The 21,345-nt window shown below is 70.6% G+C and carries 24 protein-coding genes and 1 tRNA gene; 3 read left to right on the forward strand and 22 right to left on the reverse strand.

Annotation, left to right across the window (positions count from 1 at the left end; genetic code table 11):
• Nucleotides 1–44: 44 nt before the first annotated feature.
• From rpmE to ACF09J_RS33265, 9 genes are all read right to left on the reverse strand, one after another.
• Nucleotides 45–269: a 50S ribosomal protein L31 gene (gene rpmE / locus ACF09J_RS33225; RefSeq protein ID WP_073948783.1), complete on the reverse strand. Its 225-nt coding sequence runs from the start codon at nt 267–269 to the stop codon at nt 45–47.
• Between the two features lie 260 nt (nt 270–529).
• The gene (locus ACF09J_RS33230) at nt 530–1,672 is read right to left on the reverse strand and encodes an LCP family protein (protein WP_392309185.1); all 1,143 of its coding nucleotides are present in this window, start codon (nt 1,670–1,672) and stop codon (nt 530–532) included.
• 366 nt (nt 1,673–2,038) lie between these two features.
• Nucleotides 2,039–4,078 carry a transcription termination factor Rho gene (gene rho / locus ACF09J_RS33235; RefSeq protein ID WP_392309186.1) on the reverse strand — a complete coding sequence of 680 codons (2,040 nt, stop codon included), beginning with the start codon at nt 4,076–4,078 and terminating at the stop codon, nt 2,039–2,041.
• A 417-nt stretch (nt 4,079–4,495) separates the two neighbouring features.
• Nucleotides 4,496–5,425 carry a homoserine kinase gene (thrB, locus tag ACF09J_RS33240; RefSeq protein ID WP_392309187.1) on the reverse strand — a complete coding sequence of 310 codons (930 nt, stop codon included), beginning with the start codon at nt 5,423–5,425 and terminating at the stop codon, nt 4,496–4,498.
• 692 nt (nt 5,426–6,117) lie between these two features.
• Nucleotides 6,118–7,176, reverse strand: a complete 1,059-nt coding sequence (gene thrC, locus ACF09J_RS33245; RefSeq protein ID WP_392309188.1) for a threonine synthase — start codon at nt 7,174–7,176, stop codon at nt 6,118–6,120.
• Nucleotides 7,177–7,182: 6 nt separating this feature from the next.
• Nucleotides 7,183–8,475, reverse strand: coding sequence for a homoserine dehydrogenase (locus ACF09J_RS33250; protein WP_392309189.1), 1,293 nt, complete (start codon nt 8,473–8,475; stop codon nt 7,183–7,185).
• 167 nt (nt 8,476–8,642) lie between these two features.
• Entirely contained in the window at nt 8,643–10,034 is a 1,392-nt protein-coding gene (lysA, locus tag ACF09J_RS33255) for a diaminopimelate decarboxylase (RefSeq protein ID WP_392309190.1), read from the reverse strand.
• A gap of 26 nt (nt 10,035–10,060) precedes the next feature.
• Complete coding sequence (gene nrtL / locus ACF09J_RS33260) at nt 10,061–11,113, reverse strand: ArgS-related anticodon-binding protein NrtL (protein ID WP_392309191.1); 1,053 nt, start codon at nt 11,111–11,113, stop codon at nt 10,061–10,063.
• A gap of 151 nt (nt 11,114–11,264) precedes the next feature.
• Nucleotides 11,265–11,735 carry a response regulator gene (locus ACF09J_RS33265; protein WP_392309210.1) on the reverse strand — a complete coding sequence of 157 codons (471 nt, stop codon included), beginning with the start codon at nt 11,733–11,735 and terminating at the stop codon, nt 11,265–11,267.
• A gap of 113 nt (nt 11,736–11,848) precedes the next feature.
• Here ACF09J_RS33265 and ACF09J_RS33270 point away from each other — a divergent pair.
• Nucleotides 11,849–11,920 (forward strand) — tRNA-Arg (locus ACF09J_RS33270).
• Nucleotides 11,921–12,134: 214 nt separating this feature from the next.
• On the opposite strand, the gene ACF09J_RS33275 is transcribed toward ACF09J_RS33270, so the two are convergent.
• From ACF09J_RS33275 to ACF09J_RS33330, 12 genes are all read right to left on the reverse strand, one after another.
• Complete coding sequence (locus ACF09J_RS33275) at nt 12,135–13,508, reverse strand: tyrosine-type recombinase/integrase (protein WP_392309192.1); 1,374 nt, start codon at nt 13,506–13,508, stop codon at nt 12,135–12,137.
• Complete coding sequence (locus ACF09J_RS33280; RefSeq protein WP_392309211.1) at nt 13,505–13,675, reverse strand: helix-turn-helix transcriptional regulator; 171 nt, start codon at nt 13,673–13,675, stop codon at nt 13,505–13,507. Before ACF09J_RS33280 ends, ACF09J_RS33275 begins: the two co-directional genes overlap by 4 nt.
• A 16-nt stretch (nt 13,676–13,691) precedes the next feature.
• Nucleotides 13,692–15,068 (reverse strand): replication initiator protein RepSA, encoded by a 1,377-nt coding sequence (gene repSA / locus ACF09J_RS33285; protein WP_392309193.1) that lies wholly within the window; start codon nt 15,066–15,068, stop codon nt 13,692–13,694.
• Nucleotides 15,069–15,072: 4 nt separating this feature from the next.
• Complete coding sequence (locus ACF09J_RS33290) at nt 15,073–15,252, reverse strand: hypothetical protein (RefSeq protein WP_392309212.1); 180 nt, start codon at nt 15,250–15,252, stop codon at nt 15,073–15,075.
• Nucleotides 15,253–15,345: 93 nt separating this feature from the next.
• Entirely contained in the window at nt 15,346–15,666 is a 321-nt protein-coding gene (locus tag ACF09J_RS33295) for a SpdD-like protein (RefSeq protein ID WP_392309194.1), read from the reverse strand.
• Nucleotides 15,667–15,687: 21 nt separating this feature from the next.
• Entirely contained in the window at nt 15,688–15,843 is a 156-nt protein-coding gene (locus ACF09J_RS33300; RefSeq protein ID WP_392309195.1) for a hypothetical protein, read from the reverse strand.
• Nucleotides 15,844–15,856: 13 nt separating this feature from the next.
• On the reverse strand, nt 15,857–16,048 hold the full coding sequence (locus ACF09J_RS33305; protein WP_392309196.1) for a mobile element transfer protein: 192 nt from the start codon (nt 16,046–16,048) through the stop codon (nt 15,857–15,859).
• Nucleotides 16,049–16,067: 19 nt separating this feature from the next.
• Nucleotides 16,068–16,751 (reverse strand): DUF2637 domain-containing protein, encoded by a 684-nt coding sequence (locus ACF09J_RS33310; RefSeq protein WP_392309197.1) that lies wholly within the window; start codon nt 16,749–16,751, stop codon nt 16,068–16,070.
• Between the two features lie 20 nt (nt 16,752–16,771).
• Complete coding sequence (locus ACF09J_RS33315) at nt 16,772–16,972, reverse strand: hypothetical protein (RefSeq protein ID WP_392309198.1); 201 nt, start codon at nt 16,970–16,972, stop codon at nt 16,772–16,774.
• On the reverse strand, nt 16,969–17,175 hold the full coding sequence (locus ACF09J_RS33320) for a hypothetical protein (protein WP_392309199.1): 207 nt from the start codon (nt 17,173–17,175) through the stop codon (nt 16,969–16,971). The genes ACF09J_RS33315 and ACF09J_RS33320 overlap by 4 nt, the downstream gene beginning before the upstream one ends.
• 46 nt (nt 17,176–17,221) lie before the next feature.
• The gene (locus tag ACF09J_RS33325) at nt 17,222–18,577 is read right to left on the reverse strand and encodes an FtsK/SpoIIIE domain-containing protein (RefSeq protein WP_392309200.1); all 1,356 of its coding nucleotides are present in this window, start codon (nt 18,575–18,577) and stop codon (nt 17,222–17,224) included.
• 3 nt (nt 18,578–18,580) lie between these two features.
• Nucleotides 18,581–18,934 carry a hypothetical protein gene (locus tag ACF09J_RS33330; RefSeq protein ID WP_392309201.1) on the reverse strand — a complete coding sequence of 118 codons (354 nt, stop codon included), beginning with the start codon at nt 18,932–18,934 and terminating at the stop codon, nt 18,581–18,583.
• Between the two features lie 159 nt (nt 18,935–19,093).
• On the opposite strand from ACF09J_RS33330, the gene ACF09J_RS33335 reads away from it, so the two are divergent.
• Together ACF09J_RS33335 and ACF09J_RS33340 are read left to right on the forward strand one after the other, a co-directional pair.
• Nucleotides 19,094–19,825 (forward strand): XRE family transcriptional regulator, encoded by a 732-nt coding sequence (locus tag ACF09J_RS33335; RefSeq protein WP_392309202.1) that lies wholly within the window; start codon nt 19,094–19,096, stop codon nt 19,823–19,825.
• A gap of 48 nt (nt 19,826–19,873) precedes the next feature.
• A complete protein-coding gene (locus ACF09J_RS33340) occupies nt 19,874–20,344 on the forward strand; it encodes an NUDIX hydrolase (RefSeq protein ID WP_392309203.1) in 471 nt (156 codons plus the stop codon).
• Here the strand turns inward: ACF09J_RS33340 and ACF09J_RS33345 are convergent.
• The gene (locus ACF09J_RS33345; protein ID WP_392309204.1) at nt 20,332–20,892 is read right to left on the reverse strand and encodes an HD domain-containing protein; all 561 of its coding nucleotides are present in this window, start codon (nt 20,890–20,892) and stop codon (nt 20,332–20,334) included. The two genes, ACF09J_RS33340 and ACF09J_RS33345, sit on opposite strands and share 13 nt — an antisense overlap.
• Nucleotides 20,893–21,345: the final 453 nt, after the last annotated feature.

Raw genomic sequence — 21,345 nt, forward strand, 5'->3', positions numbered from 1 at the left:
CCCCGCGGTGGGGGCACGGCCATGGACCGGCGAAATGGGGCTCGCTACTTCTTGGAGCCGGCGGCAGCCTTGCCGAAGCGGGCCTCGAAGCGGGCCACACGGCCACCGGTGTCGAGGATCTTCTGCTTGCCCGTGTAGAACGGGTGGCACTCGGAGCAGACCTCGGCACGGATGGTGCCGGAGTCGATGGTGCTGCGAGTGGTGAACGACGCGCCGCAGGTGCAGCTGACCTGCGTCTCGACGTACGCGGGGTGGATGTCGCGCTTCAAGGTGTCTCCTATGTTCCGGGAGGGCGCCGGGTCGCAGCCGCGGGATGCGGAGCGTGAACCGGAGCCGACGTACCAGTCTGCCAGGACTGGGGCCATCCACCCAAACCGGGGGGTGGGGTCGGGTATTCCCGGCGGGTCCCTGCGCGTCCCTGCGGGGCTGTGGCGGGTTTTCCGCGTGCCCGGGGTGCCGGGTGCTCGCCGCGGGCGTGTGCCGGTGGACTGTGGCTTGTCGCGCAGTTCCCCGCGCCCCTGAGGGCGGCCTAAGGGGCGCTCACCACTCCGCTTGCCTTGCCGGTGGCCGTCCCCTGGGTGGCCGACTTGGGGATGGGGCGGTCGTTCCTGAGGGCGGTCCAGATCTGCTGGGCCTTGGCCTTCTCCACGAGGACGCGGTTGGGGTTGGCCGGGTCGTACTGCACCGGCATCGTGACCATGGTCATGTGGGAGGAGCTGATGCCCTTCAGGCCGTCGGCGAAGGCGATCAGGGAGTTCACCGAGCCGAGGTCGGAGTCGGCGGTGACGGCCTTGGTCGCGGTGTCGGCGAGGTCGTAGAGCTTCTTGGGGTTGGTGAACACGCCGATGTGCTTGACCTGGTCGGCCAGGGCCTTGACGAAGGCCTGCTGGAGCTGGATGCGGCCGAGGTCGGAGCCGTCGCCGACGCCGTGCCGGGTGCGGACCAGGCCGAGGGCCTGCCGTCCGTCGAGGGTGTGCGTGCCGGCCGCGAGGTCGAGGTGGCTGCGCGGGTCGTCGATGTTCTTCGTCGTGGTGACCTGGACCCCGCCGAGTTCGTCGACGAGCTTGCGGAAGCCGCTGAAGTCGACCTCCAGGTAGTGGTCCATGCGCAGGCCGGTCATCGACTCGACCGTCTTCACCGCGCAGGCCGCGCCGCCGGCGGAGTACGACTCGTTGAACATCGCGTTGTGCGCCGCGGCGTGCGTGCCGCCCTTGGCGTCGGTGCACTGGGGGCGGTCGACCAGGGTGTCGCGCGGTACGGAGACCACGCCGGCCCTCTTGTGGCCCTCGTACACGTGCACGATCATCGCCGTGTCGGAGCGGGCGCTGCCGTCGTTGGTGCCGCCGCCTATTTTCCTGTTGCCGCCGGCGCGGCTGTCGGAGCCGAGGACCAGGATGTTCTCGGAGCCGTTGTCGGCCTTGGTGGGCCGGTCCCGGCCGAGGGCCTGGTTGATGTCGATCGTCCTGAGATTGCCGTTGAGCTTGAAGTAGAGGAAACCCGCCCCCGTACCGCCGAGCACGACGATTCCCGCGGCGGTCCAGGCCATCGCCGTCAGGGCCCTGCGCCGCCCGGTGGGAGGCTTGCGACGACGGCCCCTGCCTCCTCGGCGGCGGGGCCTGGCGTCGTCGGGCTCCCCTGGTATGCCCGGTCCTCGCGTGCTGTCGGCAGGCATGCGCTCCTCGGTTCCGTGTCTACGGTCGGTTACCCCCTGCGGTCGGGGTCAGGCCCCGGTCCGTTCTCGGTCATGAGACCCGTACCGCACTATCCTCGCTCGTCCGGTCAGACGGGGGAACTCGGGAAAGGGTTGCACAACGCTCTGTGCCCACCACATGCGGACATGGGTGCCATGCCCGGCTGTGCATCCCTTGGCAACCCGCTCACCTGCGGTGACGCGGGGCCCGACCGTGCCGTGGAGGGCCGGGGCGGGGCACGGCGCCTGTGGTGAAGGTCTCGTACGGCCCGTAGCGCTCGTACGGCCCACAACGGCGGAAGGCCGCCCCCTGGAACAGGGAGGCGGCCTTCCGACCTGGCGGAACGCTCAGTCGCCGTTGCCGGGGGTCGGCGTCGTCTTCTGGATCTGCATCAGGAACTCGACGTTCGACTTGGTCTGCTTCATCTTGTCGAGAAGCAGCTCGATCGCCTGCTGCTGGTCGAGCGCGTGCAGCACCCGGCGCAGCTTCCAGACGACGGCCAGCTCCTCGTTGCCGAGCAGGATCTCTTCCTTACGGGTACCGGACGCGTCCACGTCCACCGCCGGGAAGATGCGCTTGTCGGCGAGCTTCCGGTCGAGCTTGAGCTCCATGTTGCCGGTGCCCTTGAACTCCTCGAAGATCACCTCGTCCATGCGGGACCCGGTGTCCACCAGGGCGGTGGCGAGGATGGTCAGCGAACCGCCGTCCTCGATGTTGCGGGCCGCACCGAAGAACCGCTTCGGCGGGTACAGGGCGGTGGAGTCGACACCACCGGACAGGATGCGCCCGGAGGCCGGGGCCGCCAGGTTGTACGCACGGCCCAGACGCGTGATCGAGTCCAGCAGCACGACCACGTCGTGACCCAGCTCCACCAGGCGCTTGGCGCGCTCGATGGCGAGCTCGGCGACCGTGGTGTGGTCCTCGGCCGGACGGTCGAAGGTCGAGGAGATGACCTCGCCCTTGACCGACCGCTGCATGTCGGTGACCTCTTCCGGACGCTCGTCGACGAGGACGACCATCAGGTGGCACTCGGGGTTGTTGTGCGTGATCGCGTTGGCGACCGCCTGCATGATCATGGTCTTACCGGTCTTCGGCGGGGCCACGATCAGACCGCGCTGGCCCTTGCCGATCGGCGAGACCAGGTCGATGATGCGGGTCGTCAGGACGCCGGGGTCGGTCTCCAGACGGAGCCGGTCCTGCGGGTACAGCGGCGTCAGCTTGTTGAACTCCGGCCGCCCACGGCCGTGTTCGGGCGCCATGCCGTTGACGGAGTCCAGCCGGACCAGCGCGTTGAACTTCTCGCGGCGCTCGCCGTCCTTCGGCTGGCGGACCGCGCCGGTGATGTGGTCGCCCTTGCGCAGGCCGTTCTTGCGGACCTGGGCGAGGGAGACGTACACGTCGTTGGGACCCGGCAGGTAGCCCGACGTACGGATGAAGGCGTAGTTGTCGAGGATGTCCAGGATGCCCGCGACCGGGATCAGGACGTCGTCCTCGGTGATCTGCGGCTCGGAGACGTCGTCGCGGCCACGGCGGCCACGGCGGTCGCGGTAGCGGCCGCGACGGCCCCGGCGGCCGCCGTCGAAGTCGTCCCCGTCCTCGTCGGGCCGCTGCTGGCGGTCCTGACGGCCGCCGCCCTGCTGCTGGCCCTGCTGGCGCTGCTGCTGACCGCCCTGCTGGTCGTCGCCCTTGCCGCGGCGGTCGCGGTCCCGGCCGCGCTCACGGCGGTCGCGACGGCGGCCCTCGCCGCCGTCACCGTCGCCCTGCGGCTGCTGCTGCGGGTTCTCGGTCTTCGACTCGCTCTTCGCCTCGGCGGCGACGGTCTCGGCGCCACCCGCCGGGGTGCCCGCCTCGGCGGTGGCCCGGCGCCGGCGGCGCTCGGCCGGAGCGTCCTCCGCCCCGCGCTCGGCCTCTCCCCCACGGACGGTGCCCCCAGCGGGCTGGCCGGGGATCTCGATCTGCTTCTGCGCCACGGACTTGGCGGAGGCGTCCGACTGCTCCACGTCGTTCGAGAGCTTCGCGGCGGGGGCCTCGGCCGCCTTCTTCGCGGGCGCGGCGTCGTCGGCCGTACGGGTCCGTGAGGTGGCGCGGCGCTTCGGCTTCGTCTCGGTGGCGTCCCCCGCGGCGGGCGCGGCCTTCGCGGCAGGGGCGCCCCCGGCCGCCTGCGCCTCCTTGATGACCTCGATCAGCTGGCTCTTGCGCATCCGCGCGGTGCCCCTGATGCCGAGGCCCGATGCGACCTGTTGCAGCTCGGCCAGCACCATGCCCTCGAGGCCGGTACCGCGGCGCCGCCGGGAGCCGGCACCGCCGGCAGGCGCGGAGGCGTCCGTGGCGGGCGCGGCAGCGGTCTCCTCGACACGTGCGCCCATCAGATCGGTGGTGTCGCTCACGAAGGGTCCTTCCCTGGAGCGGACGTCGGCCTGTCTGGCTCGGCGACCGGTTGTGCTGTCCGGCTTCGGTCCTTGCTGGTGAACCGTGCCGGGGCGGTGGTCCGCCCTGAACGGCGGAAGAGATATCTGGTGATTGGCGCTTCCTCGGCCATCAGCGACACCCAGTGTCACTGAGTCACGTGGCGCGGTCGCACCGATTCCGGAGCGTGCCCGGCGGACCGCTCAGTGTGCGCATACGAGGTACTGCCCACGTACGACGTACACCACACAGTGCGGCTTGGGGGGCTCCCGGAGGAATGTCTGTCCCGGACGGGGACACGAAGCACCTCGCCATGGTGGGGTCGGGTGCAGACTTGAGGTTAACACTACCGGATCCAACAAACATTCCCCCTCTCGAAATCCGGCAACCGCCGGCTTTCAGATCTCCGCGCCTGCCGCGAGCGGCAGTACGCAGGCTCCTTGCAGGTCAAGACTCAGCCGGTTGGCGGCCCAGTCGGCGCCCGCGAGTTGCTCCACCTTGTCCGCGGTGCCCGCGTCGGCGAGTGCCATGACGGTGGGTCCGGCGCCGGAGATGACCGCGGGGATGCCGTCCGCCCGCAGCCGCTCCACCAGCGCCGCGCTCTCCGGCATGGCAGGGGCGCGGTACTCCTGGTGCAGACGGTCCTCGGTGGCCGGCAGCAGCAGCTCGGGGCGCCGGGTGAGGGCCTCGACGAGCAGTGCGGCGCGGCCCGCGTTGACGGCGGCGTCCACGTGCGGAACGGTGCGCGGGAGCAGGCCGCGCGCGGTTTCGGTGAGCACCGGCTTTCCTGGCACGAAAACCACCGGAACGATGGAATCGGAGGGCTCCATCCTGATGGCCCTGGCGCCTCCGGCCTCCATCCAGGACAGGGTGAACCCGCCCAGCAGACAGGCCGCCACGTTGTCCGGGTGGCCCTCGATCTCGGTGGCCAGCTCGAGCAGCGCCGTGTCGTCGAGCCTGGCCTCGGCGCCTATGGTCACGGCGCGGGCGGCGACTATTCCGGCGCAGATGGCGGCGGAGGAGGAGCCGAGGCCGCGGCCGTGCGGAATGCGGTTGGCGCAGACGATCTCCAGGCCGCGCGGCTGTCCGCCGAGTACGTCGAAGGCGGTGCGCAGCGAGCGGACGAGCAGGTGCTTCTCGTCCCGCGGCAGCGTCTCGCTGCCCTCGCCGGCGATGTCGATGTGCAGCCCGGAGTCGGCCACCCGGACCACGACGTCGTCGTAGAGCCCCAGCGACAGGCCGAGGGCGTCGAAGCCCGGGCCGAGGTTGGCGCTGGTGGCGGGGACGCGCACCCGGACGGCGGCGGCGCGGAACGCGGGACCGGCCATCGCTCGTTGACTCTCCTTGAGCTGCGTGATGGTCGAATGACACTCGATAGGAACGGGGAAGGCCCTCGGGCCGCGCGGACGGCGCGGCGCCGCCACCTGCGTGGGCGTGTGCGGCGGTCGGGTTCCCTACAGCTTATCGAAGGAAAGTTCAGTGGCGACATAGGGCGCACGGGAGGCGCACGATGCGTGTCGCAAGCCCCCTGTGCCACCCTCCGCGGAAGTCCCCTTGTGGGAGACGCCTCCGCACGCCACGTGGTTGCGTCCCTTGCGCGGTGCGCGTGCGTTGCGCCGACCGGGCGAAACGGGGCGGGCGGAACGCGGCGGGCGCCGAAGTGGCGGGGTGTCGCGGGTGGAGTGTCGGCGGGTGGGGCGTCCATGCGCGGCGTCGGCATCGAGTGCCATCGGGCCGGACGTCATCGGGCCGTACTCGGGGCGGCGGGCGGCTGGCTCAGCCGACGACGGCCTGGCGGGCGGCGGCTCGACGGTCACCGGCTCACACGGTCAGCGAGTCGGCCGGCGCCGGCTCGACCGGCGCCGGCCCCTGCGGAGCCGGGCGCGGTCGATCGTCGTAGCAATCACCGTGGCGGTCGTCGTCGTCACGGTTGTCGTCGTCACGGTTGTCGTCGACGGCGCGGACGTGCGGCGGTGGCGCGGACGGCGGCGGTGGCGCGGTGGTACGGGAGCCGGTGCCGTCAGCCCAGGCCCAGGCGTTCGGCCGCCGTGGCCGCGTCGACCGGGACCGTGACCGGCTGGGGAGCGCCGGCGACGGCCCAGTCGGGGTCCTTGAGGCCATTGCCGGTGACCGTGCACACGATGCGCTGGCCGGGGTCGACCTTGCCCTGCTCGGCGGCCTTCAGCAGTCCGGCCACGGACGCGGCGGACGCCGGCTCGACGAAGACACCCTCCTGCGCGGCCAACAGCCGGTAGGCGCGCAGGATTTCACGGTCCGTCACCTCGTCGATGGCGCCGCCGGACTCGTCGCGCGCGGCCAGGGCGTACGTCCAGGAGGCCGGGTTGCCGATACGGATCGCGGTGGCGATGGTCGACGGGTCCTTGACCACCTCGCCGCGCACGATCGGGGCGCTGCCGGAGGCCTGGAAGCCCCACATGCGGGGCGTCCTCGTGGCGACGCCGTCCGCGGCGTACTCGCGGTAGCCCTTCCAGTAGGCGGTGATGTTGCCCGCGTTGCCGATCGGCAGGACGTGGATGTCGGGCGCGTCGCCGAGCATGTCGACGATCTCGAAGGAGGCCGTCTTCTGGCCCTCGATACGCACCGGGTTGACCGAATTGACCAGCGCCACGGGGTAGTTGTCGCTGAGCGCGCGGGCGAGCGTGAGGCAGTCGTCGAAGTTGCCGTCGACCTGGAGGATCTTCGCGCCGTGCACGAGCGCCTGGCCCATCTTGCCGAGCGCGATCTTGCCCTGCGGCACCAGCACCGCGGAGACCATCCCGGCCCGTACGGCGTAGGCGGCCGCGGACGCGGACGTGTTGCCGGTGGAGGCGCAGATGACGGCCTTCGCGCCCTCCTCCTTGGCCTTGCTGATCGCCATCGTCATGCCGCGGTCCTTGAAGGACCCGGTCGGGTTCGCGCCCTCGACCTTGAGGTGGACCTCGCAGCCGGTGCGCTCGGAGAGCACCTGGGCGGGCACGAGGGGCGTACCGCCCTCACGGAGCGTCACGACCGGCGTACTGTCGGAGACCGGCAGCCTGTCCCGGTACTCCTCGATGATTCCGCGCCACTGGTGGGTCATTGCTGGTTACTCTCCTTCAACCCGCATGATGCTGGCGACACCCCGCACGGTGTCGAGCTTGCGCAGCGCCTCCACGGTCCCGCCGAGGGCGGCGTCGGAAGCACGGTGGGTGACGACGACGAGGGAGGCCTCGCCGTCCTTGCCCTGCTGGCGAACAGTGTCGATGGAAACCCCGTGCTCGGCGAACACGGTGGCGACCTGGGCGAGCACACCCGGTTTGTCGGCGACGTCCAGGCTGATGTGGTAGCGCGTGACGACGTCGCCCATCGGTGACACGGGCAGCGCCGCGTACGCCGAATCGCCGGGCCCGGTGGACCCGTTGAGCCGGTTGCGGCAGACGGCGACGAGGTCGCCGAGCACGGCGGAGGCGGTGGGCGAGCCGCCGGCGCCGGGCCCGTAGAACATCAGCTGCCCGGCCGCGTCGGACTCGACGAACACCGCGTTGTAGGCGCCGCGCACGGAGGCCAGCGGGTGGGTGAGCGGAATCATCGCGGGGTGCACGCGGGCGGTGACGGACCCGCCGTCCTCGGCCCGCTCGCAGATGGCAAGCAGCTTGATGGTGCAGCCCATCTCCTTGGCGGAGACGAAGTCCGCGGCGGTGACCTCGGTCATGCCCTCGCGGTAGACGTCGTCGAGCCGTACCCGCGTGTGGAAGGCGATCCCGGCGAGGATCGCGGCCTTGGCGGCGGCGTCGAACCCCTCGACGTCGGCGGTCGGGTCGGCTTCGGCGTACCCGAGCGCGGTGGCCTCGTCGAGGGCCTCCTGGTAGCCGGCCCCGGTGGAGTCCATCTTGTCGAGGATGAAGTTGGTGGTGCCGTTGACGATGCCGAGCACCCGGTTGACCTTGTCCCCGGCGAGGGACTCGCGCAGCGGCCGGATCAGCGGGATGGCGCCGGCGACGGCGGCCTCGTAGTAGAGGTCCCTGTCGTTGGTCTCCGCCGCGGCGTGCAGGGCGGCCCCGTCCTGGGCGAGCAGGGCCTTGTTCGCGGAGACGACGGAGGCGCCGTGCTCGAAGGCGGCGGTGATGAGCGTCCGGGCGGGCTCGATCCCGCCGATGACCTCGACCACGACGTCGATGTCGCCGCGTTTGACGAGCGCGGTGGCGTCGGTGGTGATGAGCTCGGCGGGGATGCCCTCGCGCACCTTGCCGGGGCGTCGCACGGCGACCCCGGCGAGCTCCACCGGGGCCCCGATCCTGGCCGTGAGGTCGTCGGCGTGCGTCGTCATGATGCGCGCCACCTCTGAGCCGACAACCCCACAGCCCAGCAGCGCCACCTTCAGCGGACGCGTACGCATCATCCGACCTCGTTTCCTCATACCGTCTACGGTTGGACCAGTCTCACTCACCGGAACGAAGTTTCTGCTATTTGTCCGGATCGTGAGACGTTTATTTCATTTTCGTCGGCCCGGAAGACAGGAGATCTTCCGGCCGCCCCGCGCCGTCACCGGCCTCGGTGGCGTGGGCGTCATCCGACGTCGAGCCGCAGGAGGTCCTCCTCCGTCTCCCGGCGGACGATCACCCGGGCCTCCCCGCCCGCGACGGCGACGACCGGCGGACGCAGCGCGTGGTTGTAGTTGCTGGCCATCGACCGGCAGTACGCGCCCGTGGCCGGCACGGCGATGAGGTCACCGGGTGCCAGGTCGGCCGGCAGGAAGGCGTCCTTGACCACGATGTCCCCGCTCTCGCAGTGCTTCCCCACGACCCGGACGAGCATCGGCTCCGCCTCGGAGACACGGGAGACGAGCGCGACGCTGTACTCGGCGTCGTAGAGCGCGGTGCGGATGTTGTCCGACATGCCCCCGTCGACGGACACGTACGTCCGCAGCCCCTCCAGGGGCTTGATGGTGCCGACCTCGTAGAGCGTGAAGGCGGTCGGTCCGACGATCGCGCGCCCCGGCTCGACGGAGATACGGGGCGTACGGAGCCGGGCGGCCTCGCACTCACGGGTGACGATCTCGGTCAGCGCCTTGGCGATCTCGTGCGGCTCCCGCGGGTCGTCGTTGCGGGTGTACGCGATCCCGAGCCCGCCGCCGAGGTCGATCTCCGGCAGCTCCACGCCGTGCTCGTCCCGGATGTCCCTGAGCAGCCGCACCACGCGGTGCGCGGCCACCTCGAACCCGGACATGTCGAAGATCTGCGACCCGATGTGGGAGTGGATCCCGATGAGTTCGAGCCCGTCGAGCTGGAGGGCCCGCCGCACGGCCTCGGCGGCCTGTCCCCCGGCCAGCGGGATGCCGAACTTCTGGTCCTCGTGCGCGGTGGCGATGAACTCGTGCGTGTGCGCCTCCACGCCGACCGTGATCCGGATCTGCGCCCGCTGCCGCTTCCCGAGGGACTGCGCGATGTGGGCGACCCGCACGATCTCCTGGAAGGAGTCGAGCACGATCCGCCCGACCCCGGCCTCGACGGCCCGCTCGATCTCGTACGGGGACTTGTTGTTGCCGTGGAAGGCGATGCGCTCGGCGGGCATCCCCGCGGAGAGCGCAGTGGCGAGCTCGGTGCCGGAGCAGACGTCGAGGTTGAGCCCCTCCTCGTCGAGCCACTTCACGACGGCCCGGGACAGGAACGCCTTCCCGGCGTAGAAGACGTCCGCGTCGTGCCCGAAGGCGTTGCGCCAGGCCCGCGCCCGGGCCCGGAAGTCGGCCTCGTCGAGGACGTAGGCGGGGGTGCCGAACCGTTCGGCGAGGTCGGTGACTGCGATGCCGCCGACGGTCACGACACCGTCCTCGCGCCGGCCGACGGTCTGCGCCCAGACCTTGGGTTCGAGGGCGTTGAGGTCGGTGGGCGGGGCGGAGTAGTGCCCCTCGGGCAGGACATCGGCGTGACGGGGCCCGGCGGGGTGTGCGGAACGGCTCATGTCAGTGCGGCTCTCTGTGGGCTCTCTCAGAGGTGTTCGGGTGCGTCGATACCGAGCAGGGACAGGCCACCGGCCAGCACCGTCCCGGCGGCTTCGGCAAGGGCGAGCCGGGCGCGGTGGGCGGCCGAGGGTTTCTCCTCCCCGCGCGGCAGCACGGTCGCGAGGAAGGGCAGCACGGCATCGGCAACGCTGACGAGGTGCCGGGCGAGAACGTCGGGAGCGTGGTGGTCCGCGGCCCGGGCGAGCACGCGGGGATGGTCGGCGAGCAGGGCGACCAGCTCGGACGGTACGACGTCGAGGGGCCCCGCCTGGGCACCGAAGCCCAGGTCGGCCGCGTTGCGCCCGAGGGCCCGGACGCGGGCGTGGGCGTACCGGACGCGGAAGAGCGGATTGCTCTCGCGCTGGACGAGATGCTCGACCCCGACACGAGGCCGGTCGTGCCCGGCGGGGTGGAGGAGAACCCAGCGAGCGGCGTCACGACCGAGAGGAAGGGGGTCGGCGGGGGCGGGAACGGGCCGGATGTGGACGGCGGGAACGGCGTCGTCGCCGACGGGTTCGGCATGGACGCCGAGGATCTGCTCCCAGCGGACGGGAACGGGGCCGACGGGGACGACCCGTGCCTCGCTCCCCTGGGACCGGAGAAGCCGGGCCACGACATCCGCGACGACGAGGGCACGGACCTCACGCGGACAACGCAGCTCGACGACGGTCCCGGCCGTCCCCTGGGCGTACCCGTACCGCTCACCACCCCGCCGGACGTCCTCCACCAGCCGCGCGAGGGCGGCCTCGGCGTCGGCGTCGCGGAGGCTGATGTTGAGGAACCCGGGTCCGGTGACGGTGACGTCGTCGATGCCGTCGAGACCGAGCAGATGCCCCCGAAGCACCTGGGCGACGACCGGGGCGGGCTGCCCGGCGGGCCGGGCGAGCTGGAGGGCGACGTTGGTGGCGTAGTCACCACAACCACCGGGCCGAGGCGGCGTGACCACGACCCGCTCGGGCACGCTGACGTCGAGTTCCCCCACGTCGACAGCGCGACGGACCGCGCTGAGCACGGTACGGGAGAGCTCCACGGGGGTCACGGGACAAGCGTAGGGGAGGAGGGGGGTGGGTATGGAAACTCATTTGGGCGCGGTATCGCCATGTGGACGGCAGGGACGGGAATCACAGGGGGCACGGCGGGACGACGAATTCACGGCGCCGGGTCAGCCGCTACTGGCGTACGACGCCGGGTCAGCCGCTGCTACGTCCGGCGGGCTCGGCCTCCCCGGCCCCACGAGCCCCACCGTCGATCAACCGTCGCACGAGCCGCACGAGCTCGGCCGGCTCGAAGGGCTTGGCGAGGAAGGCGTCGACGCCGACGTCGAGCCCGGCCTCGATCTCGTACTGCGAACAGGCGCTGACGATGGCAAGGGGAAGATCACGGGTGAGCGGGTCGGCCCGCAGCCGGGCGGCAGTCCGCAGCCCGTCCAGTCGCGGCATGACGACGTCGAGCGTGACGACATCGGGCCGCACCCGATGCACGACATCCAGACACTCGGCACCGTCGGCCGCGGTCACGACCTCGAGCCCCTCAAGCTCAAGATTGACCCTGATCAGCTGCCGGATGACCTTGTTGTCGTCCACAACAAGCACCCGTCCCGAAGCGGCTGGCACCACTCGAGAGTAGGTCGGGACCGGCCACCGCGTCCGGCTTTTCCCCACTTCCACCCCGTCCGGGGGACCCACCCCGAGGCCCCCACCGGAAAACGTTCATGACCACCCTCCCGGAACTGGTAGTGTTCTACCCGTCGCCGCGCAGACAACGCGCCCGACCCGCCCCCGTAGCTCAGGGGATAGAGCAACGGCCTCCGGAGCCGTGTGCGCAGGTTCGAATCCTGCCGGGGGCACCCTCGATGAGGTGCCCAAAGACCCCGTGACCAGCGGAAACGCTGAGTGCGGGGTCTTCTTGTATGTGCAGGCGTATGCCGCCCGAAGCGGCCGTATGTTGGGGTCCGTGGACTATTCGTGGACAGGATCTTGAGGCATCTGCCCAGGTCAGCCCCAGCAAAACGAGAAAGCCCCCGGCCGAGTCCGGGGGCGTGAAGCTTGGCACAGCGTGAGTCACTCGTACTCGCGCAGCAGTTCTTCGATCTTGCGGTTGGCCACCTCCTGCCGGCCGTCGATGCACTTGGCATAGCGGGACAGGAGGACCTCAACGCTGTTGCCCGCGCGCTCGGCGACCTCGGTTGCGTCGACTCCGGAGTTGAGCCAGGTCGACAGCGCCGAGTGCCGAAGGTCGTACGGCCGCGCGGCGAGCGGCGAGGCGACCGCAGCCGGCGGGAGGGCGAGCGGCCGAGCCTCCTGCCAGACGCGGTAGTACGTCGAGGAGCCGACCACTCCCCCGCGCTCGTTGGTGAACAGCCGTCCGTCCTCTGCGGTGCCGAAGGTGTCCAGATGCTGCCGAAGGGTGATGACGAGCTGGGGCGGGATCGGCACGAGCCGCACTTCCTCGGCGGGCCGATTCTTCAGGCCCCGGTCGTCATGGGTCTCGCCCGAGTCCGTCCACTGCTTGCCGGCGCTGGGACGCGTCCGGTTGAGGAGTGCCGTACCCCAGCCCGCTTCTGGCAGCTTCAGGTCTGCCGCAGTGAGGCCCACAGCCTCAGCAGGGCGGAAAGCCCCGTAGTACATGCAGGCGAACAGGCCGACGAGCCGTCGGCCGCGAGCCCGACCGTACCCACCGACGTACGACACAGCGGTCAGCAGGGAACGAGCCTGTTCGGGATTGGCAACCACCCGAGGATCGACTTCTCCGGCGATCTTCGGTTTCTTCCAGCGAATCCCAGTGATCGGGTTCTCCTTGAACTCGCCGAGATCCACCGCGTAATGCAGGGCGTTGACGAGGGTCCGGCGCTTGCGCCGAACAGTCTCCGCAGCTGCCGCCGTGCCGTCGAGCTTCAATTTCAGGGAGTCCAGCACGGCCCTGGCTATGGCAGCATCGCCGAGATCGGCGAGGGGGCGCGAGGCCTTCGACACCCAGTGCAGTGCGTGCGCGATCTCATCTGGCAGCTCGCGGTCATCCGGCCCAGGAAGGACGAAAGCCCAGTTACGGAGCGCCTTCCTGATCAGCTCTTCCGGCGGCTGTCCCGGACGGTCGTCGAGCAATGCCATGGTCACCGCGGTCAGCGACTCATTGATACCGCTTCGCGTGTTGGGAGCCGCGTGCGGCCACTTCATGGCGAGATACCGCAGAGCGAAGGCGTACCAGCTCATCGAGGCTGCCTTTTCAACCATCGAGTCAGGCAACCCTGTGACTGTGTCGAACTCTTCGCCCCCGTGAGCGGCACGCAGGAGCTTGGAACGGTAGTGATCCGCCAGTCCTTTGGTACGGAACTGCTCGGAGAACACGTTCCCGGCCACGATCCAACGGACGTCGTAGGACGACCTTTTCGTGTTTCTCCTTCGAACGCCCCACACCTTCACGTCGAGAGATTTCACGCCGCCGCCTCCAGTTGACGCAGCCACGTGGTGAAGTCGCTCCGCCAGACTCGCAGCTCACCGTTCGGCAGCTTGAAGGCAGCCGGCCCCTGCCCCAGCTCGCGCCATCGGTAGAACGTCCGCCGTGAAACTCCGCCCAGCTCATCGAGGATCTGCGGGACGGTCATCAGCTCGTCTTTCACGTCAGGTTCCTTCCAGGGCTGAGAGTTCTTCGCGGGCGATTTCGCGGTTGAGCTGGAGATCGCGGGCGATGGTGGCGGCGAGCGCGGATTCGCCGGGGGTGTGGCCGTGGCCGGCGTACTGCCAGTCGGCGAGGACGAGCACGGTGTCCGGCTCGCGATCCTCCACGCCGACGGCAGCGTGTTCCTGTGCGGCGCGGTAGTCGGCGCGTGCCTGGCGGAGGGTGCCAAGGGTGGTGGAGTAGCGGCGGGACTTGGAGGAGAAGTGGCCGCGGAAGCCGAGCATGTGAGCCCAGGCCCACAGCCGCCGGTCGGGGTAGAGCGGATCGAGCGTCTTGCACGCCTCGATGAGCCGGCGGGCCTGCTCGGGGACGCCGTGGCGGTCGAGTTCGGACAACTCACCCACCCGGCGGTCGAGGGTGCCGGTGTTCTCGGCGGCTTTGGTGGCGTACTTGGCCACGTAGGAGGCGACCGCCTGCTCAGTGATCTCGGAGCCGTCCCCGAACGCCTTCACCGGCCGGACGTCGAGCTGGGTGCCCCAGCGGAAGGTTCGGGCCGGTTGGTCGGCGGCGGCCGGGACTGAGACCGAGGTGTAGGAGTGCGCGGCGGCGGCGCGGATCGCGTCGGAGAGCAGGGCAACGGTGGCCCAGGATGGGGGCGGGGTGTCCGGCCCGTCGGGTCCGTCGAGGCGGATCACGGCGTGGAAGTGGATGGCGCCGCGCTTCTGGAACTCGGCGACCTTGCCGTAGGACAGCCGGGCGCGCTCTTTCAGCTCTCGTTGGGTGATGCCGGCGCGGGCGGCGATCTCGCGGCGCAGGCGGTTGGTGAAGCGCTGCCAGAGCTGTCCGGCGTGGTTGTTGAACAGCACGGCGCCCGCGTAGTCATAGGTCACCGGGTCGAGGGCGGTGCCCAGCTCCGGGGCGTCCGGGGTGTGGCGGGTGCCGCAGCGGCAGGTGCCATGGTCGGGCCGGTTGTGGACCGGGCCGAACGAGGGGGCGGTGAGGGTGGCGAAGACCCGGGGATGATCGCGGACGGTGGCGGGGATGTCGCGGCGGTCGTCCCCGGCCAGGCCCGCGCGGATCAGGTGGTAGGTGTCGCCCGCGTACGTCCAGGCGCAGGCCGGGCAGCGGGAGGCGCGGCGGTTGCCGCAGGCGACGCGGAGTCGTCCGCCCGGCTCACCCTCGGTGCTGTAGTGGTGCAGGGTCTCGCCGGTGGTCTTGTCCTTGTGCAGGACCCAGCCGGTCAGGTGGATGGGGTCGGCGCAGCCGCCGGTGCGGCGGATCTGGTCTTGCCAGCGGTCGAAGCCGGGGGACCCGGCCACCCGCAGCAGGTCGCCGAGGGTGGTCGGGTCCAGGCCCGCCAGGGTGGCGGTGTCGGTCACGCTGTTACCTCCCGGCCCGGACGAGGGCGGCAGGGAGGGCGTGACCGGTGCCCTTGCAGGTCGAGCAGGCGACGCGGAGGGTGGCGCGGGAGCCGTCGGCGTAGCGGGTGCCGGTGGTGATGGCGACGGTGGCGAAGCCGTCGCAGTCGCGGCAGATACGCCGGGTCGGGGCGTGCTGGGGCATCATGGGCTTGCCTTTCGGGTCCGTTAGATCTGGAGGGTGGGGAGGCGCCCGGAGCGGACGAAGTTTGGCGACCGAGGCCGCTCCGGGGGCCGCTCAGCGGCGCCGGTTGTCGGCGTTGATCAGGGAGCGGATCACCAGGGCGCAGACGGCGACCGAGGCGCCGGTGATGGCGACCGCGAGGAGCATGGAGACCAGGACGGCGCCGACGACCAGGACGACGGCGGTGCCGCCACCGACGAGGGCGAGCGCGGTGCCGGGCGTGAGCTGGATGGTGGGTCGGGTAGAGGCCGGGGCGACGGGGACCGGCGGCGGGGCCGGGGTGCCCGGAGTGATGGCGGTGGGCTCGATGACGACCGCGGGCGGGGTGACCGTGCCGGTGGGCTGGGGCATGGTCGGGAGCTTGGGCCGGAACATCAGCGGTTCTCCTTTCGCGGGTTACTTGACGGCGGTGTCGATGACCGGGGCCAGGAGGCTGTCGGCTAGGAGGTAGCCGCCCAGGAGCAGGGCGGCGATGAGCCACCAGGGCGGGCGGATGAGCTTGACGCCGAGGTAGCCGACGACGACCAGGGCGAGCCAGAGCGGGACGTCCATGGGCGGTGGTCTCCTAGCGGACGTTGCAGCGGTGGGTGCGGGCGGCGAGCTGGGCGGCGGACTGGGAGGTGTAGTCGGCGGACCAGCCGCAGCCGTCGGAGCTACACACGGCGGCGTGCTTGGTGGTGCCGTGGCGGTCGCGGTGGGTGCCGATCTGCACGGGGCCGATCCGCATCACGGAGTGGAAGAAGTCGCGGGCGGGCATGACGGGTTGTCCTTTCGGGTCAGGTGAGTTGGGCGGCGACGGCGTCGGCCAGGTGGGGCGGGACGCCGAGGCGGGCGCGGAGGGTGTCGGTGTCGATCCGGGTGCCGGTGCGGGCGTGGTGGTCGTCGGCGACCTTGCGGGCGTGGTCGACCAGCGCAGCCGGGACCGGGGCCACCGCGGGCGGTTCGGCTGTGGGCAGGGCCGAGGTTTCCTCGGGCGCCGGGACCGCGACGGATTCGGGCGCCGGGTCCGGCTCGGTGACGGCGATCGGTTCGGGCTCCACCTCGGGCACGGGGTCCGGGTCCGGGGTGGCGGATGCCGGCGGGGCCGGGGAACGGTGCGCGGGTGAGTGGGCAAGCAGGGTGCCGCCGAGGAAGGCCAGGGCTGGCCATCCGGCGACGCCAAGGCGGAGCAGGGCGGGCGGGTGGTCCAGGTCGAGGAACCCGGCGGTGGCCACGTTCGCGCCGAGCGAGGCGACCAGGGCGATCAGGAACCAGCACCAGGCCAGCCGGGACGGACCGTCGGAGCGGAGCCGACGCCAGGCGGCAACCAGGAGCAGATCCACGCTGACCGGGTAGGCCCACGCCTTCCAGCCGTCCTGTCCAGCCGCGGCGGCGAGGTCGTGCAGGTGGGCGAAGGACAGGGCACCGGCGATGACGGCCTGGACCAGGACGGCATCCACGCGCAGGTGGGACCGGGTCATGGGATGTCCTCCTTCCTGGCTCAGTCGGCGGCGTGGCCGGTGCCCCAGCAGGTGAGGCAGAGGGCGGTTTGGTGGTCGTTGGTGGCGCGGCCCTTGCGGGAGCCGACGCGGACGGTTTCGGTGATCTCGCCCTTGCCGTCGCAGTCGGGGCACTTCGCGGGCGCCGGCGGCGGGGGCGTCTTGCGGCGGGTGGCGGGCTTCTTCGCGGCGGGCACGGTCATCCCTCCTGGCCGGGGTACTGGGGGCCGTCGGTGGGGTCGTAGCCGGGCGGGAAGAAGCCGGGCGGCGGCTCGGGCAGCGAGACGGCCAGGCACGGGCCGACAGCGTCGACGAAGCCGAGGTCGGCGCCGATGGTGTGGGCGTACAGGGCCAGGTCGCCGAGCAGAGCCACGGTGCGGGTGAAGTCCTCGGAGCGCGCGCTCATGGCGGGTGCTCTCCCTTCGTTCGGTTGGGACCTACGCGGGTGAGGGTCAGGCGGCGGCCGGGGCGGACTCGACCGCCGGGGCCGAAACCGGCTTGAGGGCGCCGAGGACGGGCCGGAACGGGGCCAGGGTGGGCAGGTCCGGGGTCAGGTCGGCGTGCCGGTTGCAGGTGTTCACGGCCTGGCGCAGCGAGGTGTGCGGGGCGCGGATGCGGGCCCAGCCGCCGGTGGAGTCGCCGGTGATGGCGACGCCAGGGGTGTCGGTGGGGATCTGGATCGCGGCCAGAACGGCGTCCGGGGCGATGTCGCCGAAGGCCATGTTCGCCGAGGCTTCGTCGTTGACCCGGTGCGCGGTGCGGCCGGTGAGCTGGGCGCGGAGCATGGTGATGCCCTTGCCGAGTTCGGAGCCGAAGCGCTGCCCACAGATCTCCAGGTAGATGCCGGCGGCGCGGCCGAGCTGGGCGAGCCGGGCCAGGGCGGTGATGATGCGGTCCCGGCGCTTCTCCTCCTCCTTGGTGGCGAAGAGGGCGAGTTCGGCGACCTCGTCGACCAGGACCACGATCGGCACCGGCCGCAGCTCCTCGCGCAGGTCCCAGATGTCGGCGGCGATCTCCGCATCCGGCACGTCAGCGGTAATCCGCTGCTCGGCCCGGATGAGCTGATAGACGCCCTCCATGTGGGACACCAGCGCATCAAGGAGTTCGGCAGCGGTGTCGGGGTTGTCGGCGAGCGCGGAAAACCGGCGGGCCAGCGGGAACAGCTCCACCCCTTGCTTGCAGTCGATGCCGACCAGGGCGACGTTCTGCGGGGCGAGCGCGGCCACGAGGTTGCGCTGATAGACGGACTTGCCGGACTCCGTGGCGCCGAGGGTGAGCGCGTGGGGCACCGCGCGGTAGTCGCGGTAGTGCACGGCCCCGTCCTCGCGCAGGGCGACCGGGACCCGCATCGGCCGGGTGTCGACCAACGTCGGCATCTGCACCCGCTTGAGCACGTCATAGCCGGTCATCCGCACCTCGACCACACCCGAGCGCAGCTCACGGGAGGTGACGCCGTACAGGGCGAACGAGTGCCGCAGCCGGTCACACGAGGCGGCCACGTCGAAGGCGTCCTGTCCGGGGCGGAGCTTGAGCCGCAGCACCAGACCTGTCCGGGTCGGCCGAAGGCGCAGGATGCGCGGGGCACGAGGACCGGGAACGGGCCGGTTGGTGGCCCGCGCTAAGGTCAGGCGCCAGCGGGGGGCCGGGACCGTCAGGCCGCAGGCGTCCATGACCGAGCCGTACCGGACCAGGACCCGCAGCGCGGCGAGGGTGACCCCGAGAGTCAGCCAGTACCAGGCGGGGCGCCGCCACCGCAGGAGACCCGCAGCGGCGGCGACCAGCACCAGGGCGACGAACAGCCACGTCATGGCTCAGGCCGCCTTCGAGGCCGAGCCCGCGGCGGCCAGCGAGGTGACCGCGACCGCGCGGAAGGCGATCCCGTGCCGCTTCTGGCCGTTGAACTCGTTCTCCCACGCCGAGGCGACCAGGCCGGTCAGCGCGACCGGGGTGCCCATGGTCAGGTCCTCGGAGACGCCGGGCTGCGGGACGGTGAGCTTAAGGATCTCCACCTCGTCGGGCGTGGAGAACATGACCTCCACGACCATCAGCGTGACGCCGTCCTTGTCGGTGGCGATCTCACCGGTACGGCGGTCCTTGACCTTGGGCTGCGGAGCCTTGGCGACCATCACGGTCGCGTTGGTGGTGTCGACGGGAATCTGTCGCATCGTCTGTTCTCCTGATCCAGCGGGGAGTTGATGCCGCCGCTCGGCGGTGAGATCAGGAGACCGCGAAAGGTAGTGGACACATCACGGTCCGTATGGACGTTTGGGGACGTCTGAGCTATCGTCAAAACGTCCCTACGGCGTCCCATGGAAGGACATGTCATGGCGAACGAGCGTCTACGCGCTGCGATTTCAGCGAAGGGCGAGACGATCCAGTCCGTGGCACAGCACGTCGGGGTGGACCCCAAGAGCGTGGAGCGGTGGATCACGACGGACCGCACGCCGCACCGGGGACACCGTTGGAAGGCCGCGAGCTTCCTTGGCGTTGACGAGGTCTACATCTGGCCCGCCGTTCAGAAGCAAGCCGAGTCGGCGAGCACCTCAGAACTGATCACGTACTACCCACACCGTGGGGCAGTGCCGGCAACACTGTGGTCATCGCTGATCGAGAAGGCGAAAGACCACGTAGACATCCTCGTGTACGCGGGACTGTTCCTCTTCGACAACCACCCGGATCTTCCAGACCAGTTGGCGGAGAAGGCCAAGGCCGGCGGGCAAGTCCGTGTCCTGCTCGGTGATCCGGACTCGGAGATGGTCCGCCAGCGCGGCGAAGAGGAAGGCATCGGCGGCGATCTGGCCGCACGTGCACGGATCACCCGGCGGTACCTCGAGCCAGCGATGACAACGCCGGGCGTCGAAGTCCGGCTGCACGACACGATCCTCTACAACTCGATCTACCGGTTTGATGACGACGTGTTGGTGAACCCGCACGTACTCGGAGCGCCCGCGGGGCAGAACCCGGTGCTGCACTTCCGCTACATCCCAGGGGCCCGGACGTTCCGGCACTACATGCGAAGCTTTGACTACGCGTGGGAGCACGGGCGCCCCGAGTAGGCAGCCCGGATACGTCATCCACCCGGTGGAGCGTGTAAGGCTTGGCGCATGGCCCGAGTCGACTACTTCAACGATCCGAAAGCCCCAAAGGCGAACAGCATCGTTCCGTCCGTCACCGCAGTGGCGCTCAACGATGCCGGGGAAGTCCTGCTGATCCACAAGACGGACAACAATCTATGGGCACTGCCCGGCGGCGGGGTCGATGTCGGCGAGTCAGCCCTCGATGCCGCAGTACGCGAGACGAAGGAAGAGACCGGATTCGACGTCGAGGTGACGGGACTGGTCGGCATCTACACCAACCCCGCGCACGTCATGGCGTACGACGACGGCGAGGTACGCCAACAGTTCTCGATCTGCTTCCGGGCCCGCATCGTCGGCGGCGAGCTGCGCACGAGCAGCGAGAGCAAGGAAGTGGCGTTCGTCCATCCCAGCCGGCTGGACGGGCTGAACATCCACCCGTCGATGCGGATGCGGATCGATCGCGGGCTGACTGATCGCCCCGATCCCTACATCGGCTGATCAGCGAGGCGAGAGCGCGTCCGCTCGACGGCGGCCCCGAGGTACGGACGCGCCTTGCTGATCGCGTTGTGCACCTCACTACCCGGCTCGTACCGCTCCAGAATCTCGTCAATGCGGTGATCGAAGTCGAAGGACTGCCCAGCCGGCCCGGTCGTCATGTCCGCATAGATCAGCGCGTCCAGGACGGGGGAATCCTCCCGTTCGTACGCATCCAGCTCAGCAGTCAGCCCACGCTGTTCAGCCTCGTACACGGCTCCGGAGTGGTGGGCAACGAGACGCACGAGCCGGGACGGCGCCCCAAGCGTCTCCAGGTGTCGGGCACCGTCGAGCGGATGGAATCCCGTGTCTCGAAGTTCCGGGGCATAGCCGATGTCATGCAGCCAGGCAGCGGCGACGAGTAGATCACGGTCCCCTTCGGACACAGCCACGGATGCTTCGCACGCACGAGCCGCCACCGCCTGAGTGTGCAGCCAGCGGTTCCCGAGCGGGGGCAAGAGCGACTCGGCCAGTTCGGCCGCACCTTGAGGCGTGTCCAGTCCAGAGGGCATAGATCGCACGGTAGCCCAGGTGGGCGCGTAGCCGACACCCCGGGATCAGCCGCCCGGGTCATGGCGCGGTAAGACTTTCCCTACTTCATCAAGGCGGCTCGCTCCGCTCACCGCGCGCGGCCCGGCCCCCGGCCGGGCCTGCGCTCCTGTCTCCGCCCCGCTCCAGCCCGGCCGGCGCCCGTGCCGCGCACATAGCAGCGAGCCGAAGGCCACGAGTCGAGTGCCGCATGGGAGCGTCCGCGGTCAGAACAGAGCCTCCGGCGGGGGATCGGCCGGCACCGGGATGGAGGGGCACCGTCGCCGACTGCAGGCCCATAGTGGCGTGCGCGAGGAGCTCCCATCCCGTCCGCCGTCAACCCAGGCAGAGCCGAGCAGACGTGGGGGGGGGGGGGGCGGGGGGGGGGGCACGGGGGCGGCCCACCAAGGCCCCCCCGACCACCCCCCCCCCCACCC

The sequence above is a fragment of the Streptomyces sp. NPDC014889 genome (assembly GCF_043081205.1).
Taxonomy (GTDB): domain Bacteria; phylum Actinomycetota; class Actinomycetes; order Streptomycetales; family Streptomycetaceae; genus Streptomyces.